Below are 23,135 nucleotides of genomic sequence, written 5' to 3' on the forward strand. Positions count from 1 at the left end.
GGCCCCACCGACATCTCCCCGGTCGGGTTCGCCGCGCAGCTGCACGTGGGCCTGGCGATCCACAACTACGGCATCCAGGAATACATGCAGCACTCGGATGCGACCAACGAGGTCTTCGAACAATCCATGACCTTCGTCGACGGCTACCTCCACCCGGGCGACAAGCCCGGCATCGGCGTCGAATTCAACGAAGAAGCCGCCGCCGCGTTCCCCTACCAGCAGGCCTACCTGCCCTACAACCGCCTCGTCGACGGCACCGTCCATGACTGGTGAGCTGAAGTCCGCCGGTCCCGCCCACATTGTCGTCATGGGCGTGACCAGTTGCGGCAAAAGCACCGTGGGCGCGGCCATCGCCGGCCGCCTGGGGGCGGAATTCCTCGACGGCGACTCGCTGCACCCGCAGTCGAACATCGACAAGATGGCCTCGGGTACCCCGCTGGACGACGACGACCGGGCACCCTGGCTGGCCGAGGTCGGCAGGCGCTTCGCGGCGTCGGACTCCGGCCTGGTCATCGCGTGCAGCGCGCTCAAGCGTTCCTACCGCGACATCATCCGCAGCGGGGACTCCTCCGTGGTGTTCGTGCACCTGCACGGGACCCGGGAACTGCTCGGCAGCCGCATGGCAGCGCGTCCGGGCCATTTCATGCCGCTCTCGCTGCTGGATTCGCAGCTCGAAACCCTGGAAGAACTCCAAACGGATGAAGCGAGTGTTGTAGTGGATATCGCCACGCCAGTGAACCAGATCGTTGACGACACTGTTGCGGCCCTTGACGGGCTGCAGGGCGGAGCCACCCGGTTCCTGGTGGACCTGAAGGCCGCGCCGTTCAACCTCGACGATGCCGCGATTGCGTGGGTGGAGTCCACCATCGGCTCCATGTCGGACGAGGAAAAGATCGGGCAGCTGTTCATCAACCACAACAACGACTACTCCCCGGAATACCTCGACGGTGTCCTGGAGCAGTATCACGTGGGCGGTATGCGGTACCGGCCGGGGCCGTCGGCCGAGGTGCAGGAGCACATCCGGTACGCGCAGTCCAAGACACGGGTGCCGCTGCTGATCGCATCGAACCCGGAAATGGGCGGCGCCGGCAGTTGCGACGACGGGACGTTCGTCTCGACCCACCTGCAGGCGGGCTCGCACCCGGACAAGGGCATCGCCCGCCAGATGGGGCGCGTTGCCGGGGTGGAGACCGCCGCGCTGGGCTGCAACTGGGCCTTCGCGCCGATCGTGGACATCCACTACAACTGGCGCAACACCGTCATCTCCACCCGGGCTTTCGGCAACACCCCGGAAATCGTGGTGGAGCGGGCGAAGGAGTACTTCGACGGCATCAGCGAATCGCCCACCGTGTGCGCCATGAAGCACTTCCCCGGTGACGGCCTGGACGAGCGGGACCAGCACGTGGTCACGTCCTACAACACGTTCGGCTACGAGCAGTGGAACGCGACCTACGGGCACGTGTACCGGGAGATGATCGGCCACGGCGTGCAGTCCATCATGGTCGGGCACATCGGTGCACCGGACTTGTCACGGCATTTCCGTCCGGGCCTCGCGGCGGAGGACATCCTGCCCGCGACCCTGGCGCCGGAACTCCTCCAGGACCTGCTGCGCGGCGAGCTCGGCTTCAACGGGCTGATCCTGACCGATGCGTCCCAGATGATCGGCCTCACCCAGGCCATGAAGCGCAGCGAGCTCGTCCCGGCCACCATTGCGGCCGGGTGCGACATGTTCCTGTTCTTCCGGAACCCGGCCGAGGACTTCGGGTACATGCTGGACGGCTACAAGTCCGGGGTCATCACCGAAGCGCGGCTGCATGACGCGCTGCGCCGGATCCTGGCCCTCAAGGCCTCGCTCGGACTGCACCTGAAGTCCCGAGGGATGCTGGTTCCGCCGGCGGAGGCGCTGGCCCGGATCGGCAGCGAAGCGCACCTGGCCATCGCCGCCGAAATTGCGGACAAGACCGTCACCCTGGTGAAGGACACTGCGCAGAACCTGCCCATCACTCCGCGGACGCACAAGCGGATCCGGCTGTACGGCATTTCCGGCGGCTCGGACTTCACCATGGCGGATCCCCTGGCCTACCTCGATGTGGTGGCCGAGGAACTGGAGCGAGCTGGTTTTGAGGTGCACCTCTTCAAGACGGCGGCGCAGCGCAAGGCGGCAGGGGAGGAAGGCGTGAACTTCATGTCCGTCATCTCCGAGGAAGCCACCGGGGACTACGCGGACAAATATGACGCCGCGTTCGTGTTTGCCAATGTGAAGGGCTTCGCGCAGGAGGCGGCGATCCGGATCAAGTGGTCCACGCCGATGGCCGCCGAGATCCCGTGGTACACCACCGAGGTCCCCACGGTGTTCGTCTCGCTCAACCAGCCGAACCACCTCATTGACGTGCCGATGGTCAAGACCGCCATCCACGCCCACGCGGGCACGCCGGCAGCCATCCGGGCCGCCATCGAGAAGATCCAGGGCAAGTCGGAGTTCCAGGGCACGTTCAACGAGAACGTCTTCTGCGACTCCTTCGACACCCGGCTCTGAGCCACGCTGCGTTCTTGACCTGACGCGGCGCAAAATACCCTGCGCTACGAGGATTCCCGTAGCGCAGGGTATTTTGCTCCGCGAAAGCCCGAAACCGGCGCGAAACCCCCTCCCGCGGCACCCCGCGCAGGCGTAGCGTGGGGCCATGGAGAAGACCGGATGCGCGGTGGTGGGCGGTGGACCTGCGGGGATGATGCTGGGCTTGCTCCTGGCACGGGCCGGGGTGCGGGTGACGGTGTTGGAGAAGCACGCCGATTTTCTGCGCGACTTCCGCGGCGACACGGTGCACCCGTCCACGATCCGGCTCATTGACGAACTCGGACTCGGCCGGGAGTTTCGCCGGTTGCCGCAGAGCCGCCTGAAGAATGTCGTTTTCCCGGTCCCGGGCGGGGCGCCCGTGACCATGGGCGACTTTGACGCCCTGCCGCCGCCTTACAACTACATTGCCATGATGCCGCAGTGGGATTTCCTGAGCTTCCTCGCCGAGGCCGCAGCCCAGGAGCCGGGGTTTACGCTGCTCATGAGCCACACCGCCACGGGCGTGGTCCGCAACGGAGGCCGTGTCCGCGGAGTCCGCTTCCGGACCGCCGACGGCACACAGGACGAGCTCCTGGCGGACCTGGTGGTTGCCACGGACGGCCGCCATTCCGCGCTGCGCACCGCGGCCGGGCTGGCGCCAAAGGAGTTCCCGGTGCCCTTCGACACGTGGTGGTTCCGGCTGCCCCGCTATCCCTCCGAAACGGGTGAGGTGGCCGGGCTCGTGCCGGCGTTCGGCCCCGGCGAGGCGCTGCTGGCCCTGTTCCGCAACGACTACTACCAAATGGGCTACCTCGCCGCCAAGGGCGCCGACGCCCGGATCCGCGCGGAAGGCGTCGAGGGCTTCCGACGGCGGGTGGCGGCTCTCCGCCCGGATCTTGCGGACCGGGTTGACGCCATCGAATCCCTTGATGACCTCCACTGGCTCGACGTGCGGCTGAACCGGCTGCACTCGTGGCACATCAACGGGCTGCTGTTCATCGGGGACGCCGCGCACGCGATGTCCCCGGCCGGCGGCGTCGGAATCAACCTCGCCATCCAGGACGCGGCCGCCGCCGCCGAGTACCTTGCCCCCGCACTGCTCCGGGGCAGGGTGACCACGGCAGACCTGGAGAAAGTCGAGCGGCGGCGCCGGCTGCCCACCGTCATTGTGCAGAGCGTCCAACGGCTCATGCAGAGGGCAGTCTTCGGCCCGATCCTGACCGGGAAGCGGTCGAAGGCTCCGGCCGCGGCATTGTTTTTTGCCCGGCACGTTCCGGTGTTCCGCACCATCATTCCCCGCTTCATCGCCTTTGGCCCGCGCCCCGAGCACGCACCGGCCTTCGCGCGGCGGGCCGAACCCCAGCCGCAGCCCTAACCGACGCGGTTAGCCGTGCGCCGTGAGGTAGCCGATCAGGCCCTTGACGGTAGCCACCGCCGAGTAGTCGCGCTCCGGAATGTCCACGCCGGTGGCCGCGTCGATCGTTTCCACGAGCCGCAGGAAATCAAGCGAATCGAGTTCCAAATCCTGGCGCAGCCGGGCGTTCTCGTCGACGTCGTCGAGTTCGACGTCAGGGGCCACCGCGCCGATCGCGGCGTGCACCGCCGCGCGGGCGTCCTGTTCGTTCATGGTTCCTCCGGTTTCCTGGCTTTGGGTGTCACAGGTGCTCCGGTTCCTGCAACAGCTCGTTGATCCGGGCGAGGTAACGGGCGCCGCGCAGGCCGTCGCTGACCCGGTGGTCCGCGGAGAGCGTAGCGATGGCGGCATGCCGGACCCCAAGGAGCCCGTCCTGGGCCCAGGGCTGTTCCATCACCCGGCCGAAGCCCACCATGGCCACCTGGGGCGGATAGATCACGCCGTAGACACTGTCTACGCCGAGGTCTCCGAGGTTGGTCACGGTCAAGGTTGGATCGGCCATTTCGGCGCGCTGGAGACGCCCCGCACGTGCCCGGCTGACAAGATCCCGCAGCTGCTCCATGAGCACGTCCAGGGGCAGGGTGTCGGCGTCGTGGATTGCCGGGGCCACCAGACCGCCTTGGCGCAGGGCCACCGCGACGCCCAGGTGCACTGCCGCACTGGGACGGAAACCGCCGTCAACGTAGAAGCCGTTGACCTCGGGGACGTCCCGTGCCGCCAGAGCCGCGGCTTTTAGCAGGAGCGCCGACGGCACCAGCCGGCCGGCGACGGGCCGGTGCGCATTGACCGACTGCATCCACCCGACGGCGGTGCGCAGATCCAGCGTGGTGCTGAGGTAGTAGTGCGGGATGGTCTGCTTCGAGCGCGTCATCAGGGCGCCGATGGCCCGACGCAGGCTGGCCACGCGCTCGCGGGCTTCCGACGTCGGCCTCCCTCTAGCTGGTGTCTCCGGCGCTTCCAGTACGGCCGCGACGCGTTCCGGAGCTGGGGGTTCCGTCGCGGATGCAACCCGACCGGGCTCCGGGGGACCCGGCGTTGGAACTCTGGCTGCTGCGCGCTGCACGTCGGCCACCGTCACGGCGCCGTCCGGGCCGGTGCCGGTCACGGTGGAAAGCCCGATCCCGAGTTCCGCGGCGAGCCGCCGCGCCCGCGGCGACGAACGCACCCTGCCCGTCCCGCCGGTCCGGGCCGCCACCGCGTGTTCGACGTCGGCGCGGGTGATGGCCCCGTCCTTGCCGGTGCCCTGGATCCTGCCGGTGTCCACGCCCAGCCGGTGCGCCAGGTGCCGCACGGGAGGGGCGATCGGGGGACCCGCCGTCGGCCCGACCGGCTCAGGGGGCCGCGGCGTGAGAGCAGCGGGTTTCGACGGCGCCCCCGCCGGGGGAGCCGCACGAACTGGAGCCCCGACCTCGGCAGGGGTCTGGGTGATCACGGCCAGCGGGGTTCCCACCGGAACGGTTTCGCCGATGCCCACCAGGAGGTCCGCCACGACGCCTTCCTGGAAGGACTCCACGTCCATGACCGTCTTGTCCGTGTCCACGACCGCCACGAGATCGCCGCGGCGCACATAGTCACCGCGCTTGACCAGCCATTCGACGATCTTGCCGTGCTCCATGTCGGCCCCGAGCGAGGGCATCAGGAAGTCACCCACCGGCGCCTACTGTTGCTTTGGCCGCGGCCACGATCCGTTCCGCGGACGGCAGGGCGGCGAGTTCCAGGTGCTTGGCATAGGGGATCGGCACCTCGGCGCTGCAGACCCTGGCCACCGGCGCATCGAGGTCGAAAAACGCCTGCTCGGTGATCCGCGCACTCACCTCGGCCGACAGGCTGCCGCTGCGCCAGCCTTCATCGACCACGACGGCCCGGTGCGTCCTGGTCACGGAGGAGAGGATGGCGGCGTCGTCGAGCGGGCGGAGCGTGCGCAGGTCCAGGACCTCGGCGTCGATCCCTTCGGCGGCGAGCTGTTCCGCGGCGTCGAGCACCACGGGCAGGGTCCCGCCGTAGGTGATCAGCGAGATGTCGTTGCCGGTGCGCCGGATGGCTGCCGTGCCGATGTCCACCGGGCCGGCGTCGTCGGCCAGTTCCCCGGGGACGTTGTACAGCGAGCCGTGCTCGAAGATCAGCACGGGGTCCGGGTCCTGCAGCGCCGTCCAGAGCATGCCGCGGGCGTCTTCGAGGGTGGCCGGGGCCAGGATCCGCAGCCCCGGGATGTGCGCGTACCAGCCTTCGAGGCTGTGCGAGTGCTGGGCGCCGAGCTGGCGCCCCGCACCGGTGGTCATACGGATCACGAGCGGGACGTGGAACTGCCCGCCGGACATGTGCAGCAAGGTGGCGGCATTATTCACGATCTGGTCGAGCGCCAGGAGGCTGAAGTTGACGGTCATGATTTCCACGATCGGGCGCATGCCGCCCAGGGCCGCGCCGATCCCGGCACCGACGAACCCGGATTCCGAGAGCGGGGTGTCGCGGATCCGGTCCGGGCCGAACTCCTCCAGCAGGCCCAGGCTGACCGCGAACGAGCCGCCATAGGCGCCCACGTCCTCGCCCATCAGGAATACGCGTTCGTCGCGGATCATGGCGTCGCGGATGCCCGCCCGTAGCGCCTCTCGGTAGCTCGATTTCATGGCGTGCCTCCGGCCTTCCCGGCAGGCTGCCCGGCTGTGCCCGCGCCAGTGGCTGTGCCCGCGCCGTCTTCGGCGCCGCGCTCGCTGTAGACAAAGCGGGTCAGTTCCTCCACCGGTTCCGGGGTTCCGGCCTCGGCGAACTCGACGGCGGCAGCGATCTCCGCCTGCGCGTCCGCCTGCAGCTGCTCCCACTCGGCGGCCGAGAGGTGGCCCGCGGACTCCAGCGCGGTCCGCAGCAGCGTGATCGGGTCCCGTTCCATCCACCGCGCCACCTCCTCCTTCGTCCGGTAGCGTTCGGGATCGAACATCGAGTGGGCCCGGAAACGGTAGGTCCGCAGCTCCAGGAAGTGCGGACCGCCTCCGGAGCGGACGGCATCCACCGCGCGGCGTGCACCCTCCTCGACGGCCAGGACGTCCATGCCGTCCACGGCCCACGCGGGGATCTCGTAGCCGGCAGCCTTGAGGGCGATGTCCGTCTGCGATTCGGAACGGGCCAGGGCGGTACCCATGGCATAGAGGTTGTTCTCGCAGCAGAACAGCACGGGCAGCTGCCACAGGGCCGCCAGATTCAGGCTCTCGTGGAATGCGCCTTCGGCCACCGCACCTTCGCCGAAGAAGCACACCGTGACATTGGAGCGCCCCGCCATCTTGTCGGCCAGTGCCAGGCCGACGGCGAGAGGTAGGCCCCCGGCGACTATCGCGTTGCCGCCGAAGAAGCGGGTGGGGGCATCGAACAGGTGCATTGACCCGCCCCGGCCACGGCAGCACCCCTCAACGTAGCCGTACATTTCGGCGAGGATCGCCTCGGCCGAGACGCCCCGCAACAGCGCGTGCCCGTGCTCCCGGTACGTCGCGACGACGGCGTCCTCCGGTCCCAATGACGCCAGGACGCCGGCGGCGACAGCCTCCTCGCCAATGTACACGTGCAGGAAGCCGCGGATCTTGGCTGCACTGTACAGCTCGACGCATTTCTCTTCGAGCTGGCGGACGCGCAACATCTGCAGCAGCAGGTGCTGGCCGTGGGCCGCGTCCAAAGGGCCTCCGCGTGGGCTCGCTGTACCGGTCATTTCGGTGCCTGTTCGGTGCTGGCCGGCTCTATGCGGGCCGGGTTTGGCGGAACCGGGGGCGTCTCGATGGTGGAGGTGTCGCCCTCGGGCAGGCCGAGCTCGCGGGCCTTGAGCAGGCGCCGGAGGATCTTCCCGCTGCGGGTCTTGGGCAGTGCGGCGGTGAAGTCAAGCAGCCGCGGCGCAACGGCGGGGCCCAGCCGCTTGCGGGCGAAGCCGATGATGTCCAGGGCCAGCTCCCCGGACGGTTCCCAGCCGGTCCGGAGTTCAACGAAGGCCTTGACCACCTCGCCGGCCACCGGGTCCGGGACCCCGATCACGCCGGCCTCGGCGACGGCCGGGTGCTCCATGAGGGAACTCTCCACCTCGAACGGGCCGATCAGGTGCCCCGACGACTTGATGACGTCGTCGCCCCGGCCCACAAACCAGTAGTAGCCGTCGGCGTCGCGTTTGGCGAGATCCCCGGTCAGGTACCAGCCCCCGGCGAAGCAGCGGCGGTAGCGCTCCTCTTCGTGCAGATAGCCGCGGAACATGGAGGGCCAGCCGGGCCGGAGGGCCAGTTCCCCCATGGAGTCGGGGTCCGTGACCAGCACCGCTTCGCCGTCGCGGATGACGGGCTTGCCGTCCGCATCCCGGGCCACGACGGCGGCCTCGACGCCGGGCAATGGACGGCCCATCGAGCCGGGCCGGATCTCGGTGGCGGCGTAGTTCGAGATCATGATGCCGCCTGTTTCGGTCTGCCACCAGTTGTCGTGCACCGGCTGGCCGAAGGCCTCCTGCCCCCACACCACAACCTCCGGGTTGAGCGGCTCGCCGACGCTGGCGACGAAGCGCAAGGCGGAGAGGTCGTGTCCTGCGGCGCGGTCGGCTCCGGCCTTCATGAGCATGCGCAAGGCCGTCGGGGCTGTGTACCAGACCGTGACTCCTTGCTCGGCGAGGATCCGGTACCACCGGTCGGCGTCCATTTCCTCCTCGTCCACGATGGCCGTCACGCCGTGGCTCAGGGGCGCGATCACGCCGTACGAGGTGCCCGTGACCCAGCCCGGGTCGGCCGTGCACCAGTAGACGTCTCCGGGTTGCAGGTCCAGGGCGAAGGTTCCGGTCGCGTGGTGGGCGGTCACGGCGTCGTGCACGTGTATCGCGCCCTTGGGAGTGCCGGTGGTGCCGGACGTGAAGTGCAGCAGGGCCATGTCCTCCGGCTGGGTGGCCGCGATCTCCCCGTCCGGCGGGGCTTGGCGCATGAGGGCGGCCAGGTCGAGGGTTCCGGGCTCGGGATCGCCGTCGGCGTCGATAAGCAGGACGTGGCGCAACTCCGGGAGCTGCCCGCGCAGCTGGACGATCTTCTTGCGGTACAGCGCCCGCGTGGTGACCAGCGCCCGGCCGGAGCCCAGTGTGAGGCGCTGCCGCACCGGCTCGGGACCGAAAGCGGAGAACAGCGGGCAGAACACGCTCGCGTTCTTGAACGTGCCGAGCACCGCGATGTACAGGGCGGGGCCGCGGCCGGTGAGGGAGAAGACCCGTTCCCCGCGGCCGACGCCAAGGCTGCGCAGGACGCCGGCGAAGCGGCTGGTCTGTTCGGCGAGTTCGGCGTAGCTCAAGGAGTGGGTGCTGCCATCGGCCCGGACGAACCGCAAGGCCTCACGTCCTGCCGTGCTGCCGGCCGCGTGCCGGTCCACTGCTTCGTAGGCGATGTTGAGGCCGCGGCCACCGGGGAGTCCGGATAGGGCTCGCCGGGCCTCATCCCAGGTGAAGGCCGCGCACGCCGCGTCATAATCCACCAGGTTCGGCCGGACCCGGAAACTGCCGATGTCTTTGGTGATCGCAGGCCAGCGGATGGATGGTTCGGTTCCTGCCGTCATGGTTCCATCCGACTCCCGTGTGCCGGTGCCGCCCAGAGCAAAAGGTCCCGGACCGACGTGCAAGACCCCGGCTGGGAATCCGCGGCGGACCAGCCACTAAACTGGGAGCCATGACTGCCACCCGTGACTTCGCAGCCGACGCTGCCGCTGCCCGTGCCCGACTGCTGGAACTGATCAAGGAACTGGCCGTAGTCCGCGGCAAGGTCATCCTCTCCAGCGGCGCCGAGGCCGACTACTACATCGACCTGCGCCGCATCACCCTGCACCACGAGGCGTCCAAACTCGTCGGGCAGGTCATGCTCTCGCTGATGGAGGACGCCGGGATCGATTTCGAGTGCGCCGGGGGACTCACCATGGGGGCGGACCCGGTGGGCACGGCCGTCATGCATGCCGCCGTCGACGCCGGCCGCCCGGTGGACGCGTTCGTCGTCCGCAAGGCGCAGAAGTCCTACGGCATGGGACGCCAGGTGGAAGGCCCCTCGGTCGAGGGCCGCAAGGTCCTGGTCCTGGAGGACACCTCAACAACCGGCGGGTCCGCGCTGACCGCCGTCGAAGGCGTCCGCAAGGCCGGCGGCAACGTGGTGGCCGTCGCCGTGATCGTGGACCGCGACACCGGAGCCAAGGAAAAGATCGAGGCCGAAGCCGGCGTTCCGTACCTCTTCGCCTTCGGCAAGGACGAACTGGGCCTCAACTAGCGTTTCTCCCTCAGCTGACGCGGGTGGACGGTGCCTAGGGGGTGACTTATCATTTCTTAAATACCCCCCGTCCGTACCCGCATCTGGAGAAACGCGACATGCTCCCGCCCCCTGAAGACTTGACCGCTGACTCCGTCAACACTGTCGACCAGATCCAGAACCTGATCCTGGACAGCGCGGACTTCGAAGTGTTCCTGAACGAGCTCGCGCGTTTTTCCGCGCACCAGGTGGCCGGCTCCGGCGACGACGCGCTGTGCGGAATCACCCTGCTCCGGGACCGTAAGGCCGCCACGATCGGGTGGAGCAGCGACTCCGCCCGCGAAGTGGACGAGATCCAGTACTCACTGTCCCAGGGCCCCTGCCTGACCGCCGCCAAGGAGGAACGGGAAGTCTACGTCCCGGACCTCTTCGACGAGGACCGCTGGGGCCCTGACTACGCCTCCGCCGTCGCCTCGCACGGCCTGCGCTCGGTGTTGTCGGTGCCTTTCCACCTCCAGGGCGAAGCCCAGGCGGCCCTGAACTTGTACTCCGATGTCCCGCACAAGTTCGACGGCGACGTCGCGGTCCGGGCCCGCGGGTACACCCGTGAAATCTCCCAGGCGCTGCGGCTGGCAGTCCGCTTCTCACTGCACACGGACAGCGCCACGAACCTGCGCGCCACGCTCGAATCCCGGACCGTGATCGACATGGCCATCGGGATCGTCATGGCCCAGAACCGTTGCGACCAGGAAACCGCGGTCCGGATCCTCACCGATGCCTCCAGCAACGGCAACGTCAAACTCCGCGACATCGCCGCCTCACTGGTGCAATCTGTCGGCGGAACGGCTACCAGGACGCACTACGAAGAGCCGAACCGGCGGCAGGCTGGCTGAACCGGCAGCGGCCTATGACTTGTGTGCGACCACAAGCGCGGATACGCTGAATGAGGTTGAGCCGTCGGCCATAGACATCCTTATTTGGAGTACCTATGGACCAAACACTGCAAGCCCACGTCAAACTCGATGTCGTTTCCGACGTCGTCCGGATTAGTGTCCGGGGGAGCCTCACACAAGCCTCCCGCCCCTCCCTGATGCAAATTATCCAGCGCATCCGCCGCATGGGGATCATCTCGCATATCCGCGTCGACCTCGGCCTGGCCGCATTCGTGGAATCAGCGGCGCTGGCCGGCCTGCGCAACGACCTCAACGCAATCGACGGCGGGGCCTCCGGCTCGGAGGTCGCCGGCATGCCGGCTCCCGGTGGAGTCTCCCTGGAACTGACCGCGCACCGCGACGATTCCGCTGCATTGCCACCTCTGGACATGGCCGGGGAATTTACGGCCTCGATCGATCCCTCAGGCACCCGGAAGCTGAACCGGTTCTCCGACGACGAACTCTTCGCCGCGAGCGACTCTGTGTTCGGCCTTCTCGATGATCCCGCTGACATGGCCCGCTCGGAACTCCTGGCGACCTATGACGAGATCGGCATGGAAATCAGCCGCCGCGAGGTCGGCCGCGAGCCCGAACCCGCGTAACCGGCAACGGCGCTTCAACGGCGTGCCAGCGGCGCCAACCGCGCCAGCGGCCCGCCAACCGCGCTTCCACGCTGAGCTTCGGGACCGCTGTATGGTCCGGTTTCTCATCCCCGCCGAAGCGTGGATACGGTAGAGATGTGCCGGCCGAGATGGATCCGAACCATCCGCGAGGCCCCGGTGCTTCCGAGGCCCGCATGCTCCGCCGCGCCGTCGAGCTTAAACGGGTTTCCCGGCGATCGTTCCTGATCGGCGCAGGGTCCGCGTCGCTGCTGGCGGCGGACATGCTGTTCACTCAGCGCGTGCAGGCCGAGCGGCGTGTCAGCCGGATCCTCGAAGTACCTGATGACGTTGCCGAACGGTATTACCCCCACGCCAGCTGGATCCTGTTCCCCGGCTACAAAACGAGCTGGGAAGAAGCCCTGTGGATCCTGAACGCGCTGCGCGGCTCCCTGAACAAGAGGGGCCAGCTCGCCGCCGTCGGGTATTCCAACGAAGGCCTGGACATCGACGAGGTGGTCATCGCCGTGATCGAGCACGTCCGCGCCCACAATCTCACCACCCTCTACTTCTACGGCCATAGTTTTGGCGGCATGGTGGCAACCCAGGTAGCGGCCCGGCTGCGCGAACTGCACGGCGTCGAAGTGGCGTTCATCCTGCTCGACTCCAGCCCGGCGAGCCGGCACGACGTGCTGGACCAGAGCTGGTTCGAGGGCGTGGTGCTGCTCTACGAAAGCGGGTTCCGCTTCCCCACAGTGCTGCGCGGCGGCTATGAGCTCGGCGAGAGGATGCTGCACAAGAATGAACGCAGTTGGGGCCAGGTGGTGGACCAGACACTGGAACAGCTGTCCCCGATCGCACCGTCCAGCGTGCTGATCCAGTCCGAATCCGCCTTCATCTTCCACTTTGAGGCCAGCCGTTTCGTCGGGAAGCTGGGCGAAACGAAGATGGCGTTCGTCGGCAACCCCCGGGACAAGACGGTGGATTACGAGACCGCCCGGGACACCTGGTCACTGTCCTTCAAAACCAACATGGTCTCGGATGACCTGCGCACCGACGGGGCGAGGCCGGAGCACGCGAGCCCTGGCTGGAGCCCGTTCATCTACCGGCCCATCATCGAAAAACTCCAGGACGACCTCTTCCCGCTGCCGGGCGGCGGCGGGAAGAAGACCGCGTTCTGAGGTATCGCGTTCTGGGGTGTTGCTCAGATCTGGTTCTTGAGGTCCGCCACGGAATTCAGGATCTGGTTCGGCCGGAACGGATACGCGGCGATATCGTCCCGGTGGGTGATGCCGCTGAGCACCAGCACCGTGTGCAGGCCCGCCTCCATGCCGGCGATGATGTCGGTGTCCATGCGGTCGCCGATCATGGCCGTGGTTTCCGAGTGCGCGTCGATCTGGTTCATCGCCGACCGGAACATCATCGGGTTGGGCTTGCCCACAATGTACGGTTCGCGCCCCGTGGCCTTGGTGATGAGGGCGGCGATGGCCCCGGTGGCAGGCATGGGTCCGTCCTTCGAGGGCCCGGTGGCGTCCGGGTTGGTGGCGATGAAACGCGCGCCGGCGAGGATCAGGCGGATGGCCATGGTGATGGCTTCAAACGAATAGGTGCGGGTCTCGCCGAGCACCACGAAGTCGGGGTTCTGGTCGGTGAGGATGAAGCCGGCCTCGTGGAGCGCCGTCGTGAGTCCTGCTTCGCCGATCGTGTAGGCGCGGTTCCCCGACTCCGAACCGCGGACCTGGTCCTTGAGGAACTGGGCCGTGGCCAGGGCCGAGGTCCAGATGTTCTCCTCCGGGATTTCCAGCCCGGAAGAGCTCAGCCGGGCCGCGAGGTCCCGGGGCGTGAAGATCGAGTTGTTGGTCAGCACGAGGAACCGCTTGGAGGTGTCCACCCAGCGCTGGATCAGCTCCGCCGCGCCCGGGATGGGCTGGTTCTCGTGGACCAGCACGCCGTCCATGTCCGTGAGCCAGCACTCGATTTCCTGGCCGCTGCGGTACATCGAGGCGTACGAACGGCCCTCGTCTGAATCGGTACCATGCTCTTCGCGCTGATCTGCCATGCTGTCCTCCGCCTAAGTGTGCCGCTTCCTGTCACCCAGTCTAATGTTGAGGCGTGACTGAACCCGAGATCCCCGCCCCGTCCCTCCCCGCCGCAGAGGAAGGGCCGGAACCGAAGGCGGAGGTCGGCGTCGGACCCTGGGAAGGCGAACTTCCCCAGGGCGGGCACTGGGACCCGGACCTGCTGGCGGACGGCGACCGGCGCAACGTGGTGGACAAATACCGCTACTGGAAGCACGAGGCGATCGTGGCCGACCTGGACTCCAAGCGGCACAACTTCCACATCGCGATCGAGAACTGGCAGCACGACCTCAACATCGGCACCGTGGTCCGGACCGCCAACGCGTTCCTCGCCAAGGAAGTCCACATCATCGGACGACGCCGGTGGAACCGCCGCGGGGCCATGGTCACCGACCGCTACCAGCACGTCCGCCACCACCCCACCGTTGAGGACTTCGTGGCCTGGGCGCAGGGGGAGGGGCTGGCGATCATCGGGATCGACATCTTCCCGGACTCGGTGCCGCTGGAGACCTACGAACTGCCCAAGGACTGCGTCCTGGTGTTCGGCCAGGAAGGCCCGGGCCTGACCCCTGAAGTCCACGAAGCGGCGCTGGACACCCTGTCGATCGAGCAGTTCGGCTCCACCCGTTCCATCAACGCAGCCTCCGCCGCCGCGATCGCGATGCACGCCTGGATCCGCCGCCACGTGTTCGGCCAGCTCCCGGGCTAAAGCCACTCTTAGGCGTCCGTGGCCCGGGGTTCCGTGCCGACAAGCGAGCCGTTGACGTGGATCGCAAACCAGCAGACGCTGTCGGTGCAAGGCGAACGCGCGAGGAGAAGGATGTGGACCGGAACCGAAGACATCACCGTTGCACGTCGGATGAAGCCGTCCCGTTCGGCAGGGGAGCGGAAACCCGGTGAGCGGGTTTGTGGACAGCGTCCTGAATGTAGACCCGCTGCTGGCCCTGATCATCGTGGGCCTGCTGGTCTTCGCCGAGGACGCCCTCTTCGTCGGCTTCGTTGTGCCCGGGGAGACCGCCGCGGTTCTGGGCGGGGTCGTGGCCGGCCGCGGGGTCCTGCCCTTGTGGTCCGTGATGGTCGTGGTCGTGCTGGCCGCGATCATCGGGGACTCGGCCGGATACGAGGTCGGCAAACACCTGGGACCGAGACTTCTGGGTCTGAAAGTCATGAACAGGCGTCTGGCCAGACTTGAAAAGGCCCAGGATTTCCTGCGCCTCCGAGGCGGTTCGGCGGTGTTCCTGGGCCGGTTTGTGGCATTTTTCCGCGCCGTCATGCCCGCACTGGCCGGCAGCTCACGGATGCCCTACCTGAAGTTTCTGGCCTTCAACGCCGCCGGCGGCCTGGTGTGGGGTGCAGGATTTGTCCTGCTCGGCTACCTGGCCGGGAACTCCTACGAAGCGGCAGCCACATCTGCCGGACGCGGCGTCGCCGCGGTGGTCGCGGTAGTCGTCGTGGCAGCCGTGATCACGTTGCGGATCCGGAAAGCCCGCGCCACGCGCACCGCGAGCGGCCGGCGCACCGCCCGCGCCCGGCGCAACGCCGGCGGCGGGCGCAACGCCGGCGGCGGGGCCGGCGCCGGCCAGTCCGGCGGCAGGCCGGAACCATGACCGAAGCGCCCGGCCGCGAGTGTTACAGGGGCCACGTGACCGGAGACACGGCCCCGGCGCAGGAATGACTAGGATGGTTCCTAGCCGACGAGGTTCCCTCCAGGATCACCAGCCCGTAGACGAAATTCACATTAGGAGTCAGCATGCCCATTGCAACCCCAGAGATCTACTCCGAGATGATCGACCGCGCAAAGACGGGCGGCTTCGCCTTCCCGGCGGTCAACGTCACGTCCTCCCAGACCCTGAACGCCGCCCTGCGCGGCTTCGCCGAGGCCGAGTCCGACGGCATCGTCCAGGTCTCCACCGGTGGTGCAGCTTACTGGTCCGGCGCCGCCACCAAGGACATGGTTGCCGGCTCCCTCGGCTTTGCCGCGTTCGCCCGCGAAGTCGCGAAGAACTACGGCGTGAACATCGCCCTGCACACGGACCACTGCCCCAAGGACAAGCTGGACGGCTTTGTGCTCCCGCTGCTCGCCGCCTCCGAGGCCGAGGTCAAGGCAGGCCGCAACCCCCTCTTCAACTCGCACATGTGGGATGGCTCCGCCGAGACCCTGCAGGAAAACCTGCGGATCGCCCGTGAACTGCTCGAGCGCACCGCGGCCGCCAAGATGATCCTCGAGGTCGAGATCGGCACCGTGGGCGGCGAGGAAGACGGCGTCGAGAACGCCATCAACGACAAGCTCTACACCACGGTCGAGGACGCCCTGGCCACCATCGACGCGCTCGGTTCCGGCGAAAACGGCCGCTACATCACGGCGCTGACCTTCGGCAACGTGCACGGCGTCTACAAGCCGGGCGGCGTCAAGCTCCGCCCCGAGATCCTCAAGGACATCCAGGAACAGGTCGGCGCCAAGATCGGCAAAGCCAACCCGTTCGACCTCGTGTTCCACGGCGGCTCCGGCTCCTCGGACAAGGAAATCGCGGACGCCGTCTCCTACGGCGTCATCAAGATGAACATCGACACCGACACCCAGTACGCCTACACCCGCCCCGTGGTGGACCACATGTTCCGCAACTACGACGGCGTGCTGAAGGTCGACGGCGAGGTCGGCAACAAAAAGCTCTACGATCCCCGCGTCTGGGGCGCTTCGGCGGAGGCCGGCCTGGCCGCCCGCGTGGTCGAGGCCGCACAGCAGCTGGGCTCCACCGGCAAGACCTTCTAGCCATGTCCGACGAGTTCCGGAAAAACCTGATGGGTCCCGAGCCCACGCTCCTGCCTGCCGAGAGCGAAATCTACCAGCATCTCGCGCTCGGCCAGGAAGCCGTGGACCTCGTGGCGAAGCACCCCACCTCCTCGCTCCTGTGGGCCATCCTCGCCGAGGAGGCCTGGAACGAGGGCCGCACCATCGATTCCTACGCGTACTCGCGGGTCGGCTACCACCGCGGCCTGGATTCGCTGCGCCGCAACGGGTGGCGCGGCGTCGGGCCGATCCCGTGGGAGCACGAACCCAACCGCGGCTTCCTGCGCTCCCTCTACTCGCTTGGCCGTGCGTCCGCGGCGATCGGCGAGCCCGAGGAGCCGGAGCGGATTGAAAAGTTCCTCAAGGATTCCGATCCCGGCGCGAAGGCGGCCATCGAAGCCGAGGGCTGAGGCGCCACCAGGCGACGCAACGCGGGGTCACTTACGGTCCATCCCACCACGGTGGATGGGCCGTAAGTGACCCCGCGTTGCGGTTTAAGCGACGGATTAACGTGTTAACGCGTTAACGTGCGACGGCGGGCTCCCACCTTGAGGTGGGAGCCCGCCGTCGTTTGTGCGTGCGTGGGTCAGCTTGCCTTGGCCAGGCCCGTGCGGGCCATGGCGTCCGCGTAAGCGGTGTGCATCTCCGCCAGGTACTCTTCCTGCCGGGCCGGGGTGCCGGCGAACGCCCGGCCGCTGAGCGAGCGGACCTTGTAGGTCTTCAGGCCGCGGCGCCAGATCATGGGCACTTCGGTCTTGAGCAGCAGGTTGGCCAGGCGGTTGGCCTCGGTGCCGTGGGCGACGATCACGGAGGCGCGGGGAACGAGGGCCAGGAACTTCAGCAGCGGCTTCAGGCCCGCGGAAATCTGGTCCGGCGTGAACTTGCCGTTCGGCTCGCCGGGGACGTGCCACGGGTGGACGTTCCAGGGCATGACGAATTCGGGGCGCAGGCCGAGTTTCCACTGGATGCCCAGCATGCGGGTGGCGGCCTCGTCGTCGCCGGCGGTGATGAAGCCTGACGCGTCAGCGGTGCCGATGTTGGAGTACAGGCTGATGATCCGGCACTCGTCGACGTCGTGCATGGGGTCCACGTAGGGGACAGCGGTGCCAGCTTTGGTTGCCTGGAGGACGTCAAGGAGCTCGTTGACGGGGGCGACGTTAGGTTCGTACCGGCGGCTCAGAAGCTCTTCGCGGAAATTTTCGGTGGCCAGGGCTGTCATATGTTGCTGGGTCTCCTGCGGGATTGGCAAAGCTGCCACACCGGATGCAGGCACGCCGAATACGGGCATGCGGAGCAATGGTGTGGTTTGAAAATGTGGTGTGGACCGATTCCTGGTCGATCCTTATCAGTCTATCAAGCCCCGCGAAATGCGGCGCCGGCCTGGACCCCGCCAGCCAGGTGCTGCTACCAGAGCCGCTGGGTGGCGCGGCGTGCGCCTTCGCCGAGGGCCTCCAGCTTGGCGTAGGCGATTTGGGGATGCACCCTGCCGCCCAGCCCGCAATCGGTGGACGCAATCACGTTTTCACGTCCCACGAGCTCGGCGAAGCGCACGATCCGGTCGGCCACGAGATCCGGATGCTCCACGACGTTGGTGGCGTGTGAGACGACGCCGGGGATGATGACCTTCCCTTCGGGAAGCTTCGCATCCTCCCAGACGCGCCATTCGTGCTCGTGCCGGACGTTGGCCGCCTCGAAGGAGTAGCCGCCGGCATTGACCTGCAGGACTGAGTCGACGATGTCCGCGAACGGGATGTCCGTGGTGTGCGGGCCGTGCCAGGAACCCCAGCAGACATGCAGCCGGATCTGCTCCTGGGGAAGACCGCGCAGCGCCCAGTTCGTTGCTTCGACCCGGAGTTGGATGAACTTCAGGTAGTCCGCCAGGCTCGGCTCGGGGTTGATCTGGTCCCAGCTCTCGGCCAGGGAGGGGTCGTCGAGCTGGACTGTCAGGCCGGCGTCGATGATGGCCTTGTATTCCTCGCGCATCGCGTCGGCGCAGGCGTAGAGGAGTTCCTCGTCGCTGCCGTAGTGATCGTTGGCCACCCGGGCGCACGAACCGGGCGAGAGGGAGGCGATGAACCCCTCGGCGAGCCCGGCCGCGGCCAGGCCGGTCTTGAGGTTGGCAACGTCCGAGGCCACGAGCTCCTGGCCCGTGTACGTCAGTGGCCCGGCGACCTTGGGCTGCGTGACGGCCTTGCGGTGGGCCAGGATCCCGGAGGAGGGGTCGTTGTAGGCGTCATCGAACTTCTGCCGGTCCCGGCGGTCCGGGAAGGAGGTCAGGACGATGTGGCCGGGTGAGGAGCGGTGCACCGTGGCGTCGGCCCAGCGGTCCACGTCGGTCGGTTCCAGGCCGCCGAGCCGTGAGAAGGAGTAATTCCACCAGGCACCGTAGTCCACGGAGCTGGACATCGTGTGCCCGTACTCGCCGTCATTGGGGATGTCGATGCCCAGCTCCTTCTGGCGCTGGACGACGTCCACTACCGAGGTTTCGAGCAGGTCCAGGAATTCGGGCGTGATGCCGTCGGTTTCCTTGGCCTCGTTTGCGGCGATCAGCTCCGGCGTGCGGGGCAATGAGCCGGCATGGGTCACACGGATGTGGTCAGTGGTCCGGGGCATGGCGCGGTTTCCTTTCGGCCGCTCGGGATTCTCACTCCCACTCAATTCCACCTCGCGCCGTCCCGCAAGTGGTGCCCGCTATGTGTCGGGCCTGAGCTGGTGGATGATGCAGCTACGACGAAAGCCAGGAAAAAAGAACGGCTCGTCCGCCGCGGCGGACGCGTGGCCCTCCTCGCGGAAGCCGCCCTGGCGTTCACCACCTAGGCGGCGCGTCCAAGCAAGGACCCAAAGCGATGCCGGGCACCGATTTCGGCTAAACTTGGGTGGTAAGAGCCCCGGAACTCTGGCGTTGGATACGAACACAGCGATAGATTCGGGGCATTCTCATGAACGGCGCTGAACTGCGGTGACCGCCTGGTCACTAAACGCAGTTCGGCCCGAACGAATGGGGGAGGATCCCATGCCAGCAATCGTGATCGTCGGAGCCCAATGGGGCGACGAAGGCAAAGGTAAGGCCACTGACCTGCTTGGCGGCCGCGTCGACTATGTCGTCAAGCCCAACGGCGGCAACAACGCCGGGCACACCGTCGTCGTAGGCGGTGAGAAGTATGAGCTCAAGCTCCTTCCGGCCGGCATCCTGAGCCCGAACGCGGTTCCGATCATCGGCAACGGCTGCGTGGTGAACCTGGAAGCCCTGTTCCAGGAGATCGACGGACTGGAGGCCCGCGGCGCGGACACCTCCAAGCTGCGCGTCTCCGCCAACGCGCACCTCGTGGCGCCCTACCACCAGGTCCTGGACAAGGTCACCGAGCGGTTCCTCGGCAGCCGCGCCATCGGCACCACCGGCCGCGGCATCGGCCCGGCCTACATGGACAAGGTGGCCCGCCTCGGCATCCGCGTCCAGGACGTCTTTGACGCCTCGATCCTGCGCCAGAAGGTAGAGGGTTCGCTGCGCCAGAAGAACGAGCTCCTGGTCAAGGTCTACAACCGCCGGGACATCGAGGTGGACGAGATCGTGGAGTACTTCCTGTCCTTCGCCGAGCGCCTCCGCCCGCTGGTCATCGACAGCACCTACGTCCTGAACACCGCCCTGGACGAGGGCAAGGTGGTCCTCATGGAGGGCGGCCAGGCCACCTTCCTGGACGTTGACCACGGCACCTACCCCTTCGTGACGTCCTCGAACCCGACCGCGGGCGGCGCCTCCGTGGGCTCCGGCATCGGCCCCACCCGGATCTCGCGTTCCATCGGCATCATCAAGGCCTACACCACCCGCGTGGGCGCAGGGCCGTTCCCGACGGAACTGTTCGATGAGATGGGCATGTACCTGCAGAAGACCGGCGGCGAGTTCGGCGTCAACACCGGCCGTCCCCGCCGCTGCGGCTGGTACGACGCCGTGCTGGCACGCCACGCCTCCCGGGTCAACGGCTTCACGGACTACTTCGTCACGAAGCTGGACGTGCTGACGGGCATCGAACAGATCCCGGTCTGCGTGGCCTACGACGTCGATGGTGTGCGGCACGACGAAATGCCCATGACCCAGACCGAGTTCCACCACGCCAAGCCGATCTTCGAATACTTCGAAGGCTGGACCGAGGACATCACCGGCGCCCGTACCCTGGAGGACCTGCCGGAGAACGCCCGGAACTACGTCCTGGCCCTGGAAAAGCTCTCCGGCACGCGGTTCTCCGCGATCGGCGTCGGCCCGGACCGCGACCAGACGATCGTGGTCAACGACCTCATCAACGACTGACACTGGCCGGCACCGACTGACGTGTCACCAACCGGCGTACGACGGCGGCGGGTCGCCCTTGCAGGGGCGGCCCGCCGCCGTCGCGGTTAAGGCCGCAGCCGTCGCAGTTAGGGCAGCAGTCACGCCTGGCCCAGGCGGGACCACAACGGTCCTAGGCGGGGTCTTCCGCGGACGTGAACCGCAGCGAGAGCCAGTTCTCCCGGCACGCCCTGGCGGCCGCTTCGGCGTCGCCAAGGCGGGCGAGCCGGATGATTTCAGCGTGCTGAGCCACCGATTCCCGGGCGGCAAAGGAGCCGAAACGCATCCGCTCCACCCGGCGCAGGACGGGAGTGGTTTGTTCCAGGAGTTCCCGGAGCACCGGGTTGCCGCTGACCGTGACAAAGACGGCGTGGAAATCGTCATCGGCCCGCAGTGCCGACTCGACCTCCGCCGCCTGCAGGGCTTGTTCGAAGCGCGCGTTGGCCCCGGCCATGGCGGCGAGGTGCTCCTCCGCCAGGAGCGGGACCGCCAGGCGTCCGGCCAGCTCGTGCAGTCCCGCCACCACCTGCTGCGTGCTGAGCGTCGACGCCGGGTCGCACGGGGCCACGATGGTCGCCTTGCCCGGCAGCGCTACCACCAGGCCGGCGCGTTCCAGCCGCAGCAGCGCCTCGCGGATGGGTGTCCGGCTGACGCCGAGCCACGCTTCCAGTTCGGCGTCCTTCAGCCGTTCGCCGGGCTCGAAGGTGCCGTCGACGATCGCGTTACGGATCGATTCAAAGACGTTGTCCCGCAGCAGCGGCCGCTTGTGGACTCCGGCGAGCGAGGGTACGGGCATGCAACATATCGTATATCCCTCTTGCCCTTCCGGAGCCAGTGTCCGACAATGCAATATATTGCATATTTGCTGTGATTGTTTCCCACCGCGAGCGAAGGACCGACGATGGCCATCACCGATTTCGAACGCTACCCCCTGATGTTTGGCCCGAGCCCCATCCATCCGCTGCCGCGGCTCAGCGCACACCTGGGCGGGGCGCAGATCTGGGCGAAACGCGAGGACGTCAACAGCGGCCTCGCGTTTGGCGGCAACAAGACGCGCAAGCTGGAGTACTTCGTCCCGGAGGCCTTGGCGCAGGGTGCGGACACCCTCGTCTCGATTGGCGGCTACCAGTCCAACCACACCCGCCAGGTCGCGGCGGTGGCCGCGAAACTCGGCCTCAAAGCACGCCTGGTCCAGGAAAACTGGGTCGACTGGCCCGATCCGTTGTCCGACCGGGTAGGCAACATCCTGCTCTCGCGGATCATGGGCGCCGACGTGCGGCTGGACAGTGCGGGCTTCGACATCGGCATCCGCAGCAGCTGGGAGACCGCCATCGAAGAGGTCAAGGCCGCCGGCGGCAAGCCCTACGCGATCCCGGCCGGCGGCTCCGACCACAGGCTGGGCGGTCTGGGCTTCGCCAACTGGGCCTACGAGGTGGAAGAGCAGGAGCGCGAGCTCGGCATCTTTTTCGACACGATTGTCGTCTGCACCGTCACGGGCTCCACCCACGCCGGGATGATCGCGGGTTTTGCCGGCCAGGACAAACCGCGCCGCGTGATCGGCATCGACGCGTCGGCAACCCTGGCGAAGACCCGTGACCAGGTGGAACGCATCGCCCGGAACACCGCCGAGCTGATCGGCCTGGGCAGGGAACTCCGGGACGAGGAAATCAACGTCATGGAGGGCTGGGCCGGGGACCTCTATGGGATTCCCGTCGATTCCACCCTGGAGGCCATTCGGCTGGGCGCCTCGCTCGAGGCCATGATCACCGACCCCGTCTACGAGGGCAAGTCCCTGGCCGGGCTGATCGACCTTGTGAAAAGCCGGGAAATTCCGGCCGGCAGCAATGTCCTCTACGCCCACCTGGGTGGCCAGATCGCCCTGAATGCCTACAGCGGGCTCTTCCGGTCCTGACGCGGCGCACGACGGCGGCGGGTTCCTTGGCGGGCCCGCCGCCGTCGTCGTTAAGCCCCTGCAGCGCCGGCTCAAAAAAGAAATCAAGAAATTTCCGATTGGTGCGTAACCTTTCGGGCCCGCCCAGCGATTACTCCTTTGTAAGCGCCTCCGGAGTCTTGGACCCCCCACCAGACACCGGCTGGCCTTCCACCGTAAGTGCCGGCCGGCGCCTGCCCCCATGGGCGCCGGCCAGCCTTTTCTGGCGAGAGTGGGCTGTCAACTGCCCCCATGAGGCCTCAGCCCGCCTTCAAACCAAAAAAACAAAGGATGTACG

General features: G+C 67.4%; 22 protein-coding genes. 13 read left to right on the forward strand and 9 right to left on the reverse strand.

The features are described 5' to 3' along the window. From AC1DN2_RS11940 to AC1DN2_RS11950, 3 genes are all read left to right on the forward strand, one after another. On the forward strand, positions 1–273 hold a 273-nt coding region (locus tag AC1DN2_RS11940; RefSeq protein ID WP_476850478.1), incomplete at its 5' end, for an enolase C-terminal domain-like protein. Beyond that, positions 263–2,536, forward strand: coding sequence for a gluconokinase, GntK/IdnK-type (locus AC1DN2_RS11945; RefSeq protein ID WP_476850479.1), 2,274 nt, complete (start codon positions 263–265; stop codon positions 2,534–2,536). The genes AC1DN2_RS11940 and AC1DN2_RS11945, both read left to right, overlap by 11 nt. A gap of 145 nt (positions 2,537–2,681) precedes the next feature. Next, on the forward strand, positions 2,682–3,929 hold the full coding sequence (locus tag AC1DN2_RS11950; protein ID WP_476850480.1) for an FAD-dependent oxidoreductase: 1,248 nt from the start codon (positions 2,682–2,684) through the stop codon (positions 3,927–3,929). A gap of 9 nt (positions 3,930–3,938) precedes the next feature. Here the strand turns inward: AC1DN2_RS11950 and AC1DN2_RS11955 are convergent, their stop codons facing one another. Genes AC1DN2_RS11955 through acsA form a run of 5 tightly spaced genes read right to left on the reverse strand, consistent with a single transcriptional unit; the run spans position 3,939 to position 9,515 of the window. Continuing rightward, the gene (locus AC1DN2_RS11955) at positions 3,939–4,181 is read right to left on the reverse strand and encodes an acyl carrier protein (protein ID WP_476850481.1); all 243 of its coding nucleotides are present in this window, start codon (positions 4,179–4,181) and stop codon (positions 3,939–3,941) included. 28 nt (positions 4,182–4,209) lie between these two features. Next, a complete protein-coding gene (locus AC1DN2_RS11960) occupies positions 4,210–5,619 on the reverse strand; it encodes a 2-oxo acid dehydrogenase subunit E2 (RefSeq protein WP_476850482.1) in 1,410 nt (469 codons plus the stop codon). Then, complete coding sequence (locus AC1DN2_RS11965; protein WP_476850483.1) at positions 5,612–6,592, reverse strand: alpha-ketoacid dehydrogenase subunit beta; 981 nt, start codon at positions 6,590–6,592, stop codon at positions 5,612–5,614. The genes AC1DN2_RS11960 and AC1DN2_RS11965 overlap by 8 nt, the downstream gene beginning before the upstream one ends. Continuing rightward, complete coding sequence (gene pdhA, locus AC1DN2_RS11970) at positions 6,589–7,659, reverse strand: pyruvate dehydrogenase (acetyl-transferring) E1 component subunit alpha (RefSeq protein WP_476850484.1); 1,071 nt, start codon at positions 7,657–7,659, stop codon at positions 6,589–6,591. Before pdhA ends, AC1DN2_RS11965 begins: the two co-directional genes overlap by 4 nt. Then, positions 7,656–9,515 carry an acetate--CoA ligase gene (gene acsA / locus AC1DN2_RS11975; RefSeq protein ID WP_476850485.1) on the reverse strand — a complete coding sequence of 620 codons (1,860 nt, stop codon included), beginning with the start codon at positions 9,513–9,515 and terminating at the stop codon, positions 7,656–7,658. The genes pdhA and acsA overlap by 4 nt, the downstream gene beginning before the upstream one ends. A 110-nt stretch (positions 9,516–9,625) precedes the next feature. Between acsA and pyrE the strand changes: the two genes are divergently transcribed. From pyrE to AC1DN2_RS11995, 4 genes are all read left to right on the forward strand, one after another. Further along, complete coding sequence (pyrE, locus tag AC1DN2_RS11980) at positions 9,626–10,210, forward strand: orotate phosphoribosyltransferase (RefSeq protein WP_277528120.1); 585 nt, start codon at positions 9,626–9,628, stop codon at positions 10,208–10,210. A gap of 98 nt (positions 10,211–10,308) precedes the next feature. After that, complete coding sequence (locus AC1DN2_RS11985) at positions 10,309–11,082, forward strand: GAF and ANTAR domain-containing protein (protein ID WP_476850486.1); 774 nt, start codon at positions 10,309–10,311, stop codon at positions 11,080–11,082. Between the two features lie 95 nt (positions 11,083–11,177). After that, positions 11,178–11,723 (forward strand): hypothetical protein, encoded by a 546-nt coding sequence (locus tag AC1DN2_RS11990; RefSeq protein WP_223914539.1) that lies wholly within the window; start codon positions 11,178–11,180, stop codon positions 11,721–11,723. Between the two features lie 149 nt (positions 11,724–11,872). Beyond that, a complete protein-coding gene (locus AC1DN2_RS11995) occupies positions 11,873–12,901 on the forward strand; it encodes a thioesterase domain-containing protein (protein ID WP_476850578.1) in 1,029 nt (342 codons plus the stop codon). 23 nt (positions 12,902–12,924) lie between these two features. On the opposite strand, the gene AC1DN2_RS12000 is transcribed toward AC1DN2_RS11995, so the two are convergent. Beyond that, positions 12,925–13,779 carry an HAD-IIA family hydrolase gene (locus AC1DN2_RS12000; RefSeq protein WP_476850487.1) on the reverse strand — a complete coding sequence of 285 codons (855 nt, stop codon included), beginning with the start codon at positions 13,777–13,779 and terminating at the stop codon, positions 12,925–12,927. A 53-nt stretch (positions 13,780–13,832) separates the two neighbouring features. Between AC1DN2_RS12000 and AC1DN2_RS12005 the strand changes: the two genes are divergently transcribed. The 4 genes from AC1DN2_RS12005 (at position 13,833) to AC1DN2_RS12020 (ending at position 16,996) form a co-directional block, all read left to right on the forward strand. Further along, a complete protein-coding gene (locus AC1DN2_RS12005; protein ID WP_476850488.1) occupies positions 13,833–14,507 on the forward strand; it encodes a TrmH family RNA methyltransferase in 675 nt (224 codons plus the stop codon). 187 nt (positions 14,508–14,694) lie between these two features. Continuing rightward, the gene (locus AC1DN2_RS12010; protein ID WP_476850489.1) at positions 14,695–15,405 is read left to right on the forward strand and encodes a DedA family protein; all 711 of its coding nucleotides are present in this window, start codon (positions 14,695–14,697) and stop codon (positions 15,403–15,405) included. 143 nt (positions 15,406–15,548) lie between these two features. Beyond that, positions 15,549–16,568 (forward strand): class II fructose-bisphosphate aldolase, encoded by a 1,020-nt coding sequence (gene fbaA / locus AC1DN2_RS12015; RefSeq protein WP_018776137.1) that lies wholly within the window; start codon positions 15,549–15,551, stop codon positions 16,566–16,568. A 2-nt stretch (positions 16,569–16,570) separates the two neighbouring features. Next, entirely contained in the window at positions 16,571–16,996 is a 426-nt protein-coding gene (locus AC1DN2_RS12020; RefSeq protein ID WP_476850490.1) for a DUF3151 domain-containing protein, read from the forward strand. Between the two features lie 176 nt (positions 16,997–17,172). Here AC1DN2_RS12020 and AC1DN2_RS12025 read toward each other — a convergent pair whose 3' ends face one another. Next, positions 17,173–17,805, reverse strand: a complete 633-nt coding sequence (locus AC1DN2_RS12025) for a uracil-DNA glycosylase family protein (RefSeq protein ID WP_028277428.1) — start codon at positions 17,803–17,805, stop codon at positions 17,173–17,175. Between the two features lie 185 nt (positions 17,806–17,990). Beyond that, positions 17,991–19,199 carry a cobalamin-independent methionine synthase II family protein gene (locus tag AC1DN2_RS12030; RefSeq protein ID WP_476850491.1) on the reverse strand — a complete coding sequence of 403 codons (1,209 nt, stop codon included), beginning with the start codon at positions 19,197–19,199 and terminating at the stop codon, positions 17,991–17,993. Between the two features lie 400 nt (positions 19,200–19,599). Here AC1DN2_RS12030 and AC1DN2_RS12035 point away from each other — a divergent pair, with 400 nt between their 5' ends. Next, entirely contained in the window at positions 19,600–20,889 is a 1,290-nt protein-coding gene (locus AC1DN2_RS12035; protein WP_223983709.1) for an adenylosuccinate synthase, read from the forward strand. Between the two features lie 151 nt (positions 20,890–21,040). Here AC1DN2_RS12035 and AC1DN2_RS12040 read toward each other — a convergent pair whose 3' ends face one another. After that, positions 21,041–21,703, reverse strand: a complete 663-nt coding sequence (locus AC1DN2_RS12040; RefSeq protein WP_476850492.1) for a GntR family transcriptional regulator — start codon at positions 21,701–21,703, stop codon at positions 21,041–21,043. Between the two features lie 105 nt (positions 21,704–21,808). On the opposite strand from AC1DN2_RS12040, the gene AC1DN2_RS12045 reads away from it, so the two are divergent. Beyond that, complete coding sequence (locus tag AC1DN2_RS12045) at positions 21,809–22,819, forward strand: 1-aminocyclopropane-1-carboxylate deaminase (RefSeq protein ID WP_476850493.1); 1,011 nt, start codon at positions 21,809–21,811, stop codon at positions 22,817–22,819. Positions 22,820–23,135 lie beyond the last annotated feature (316 nt).

It is taken from the genome of Arthrobacter sp. 01L42, assembly GCF_056400005.1.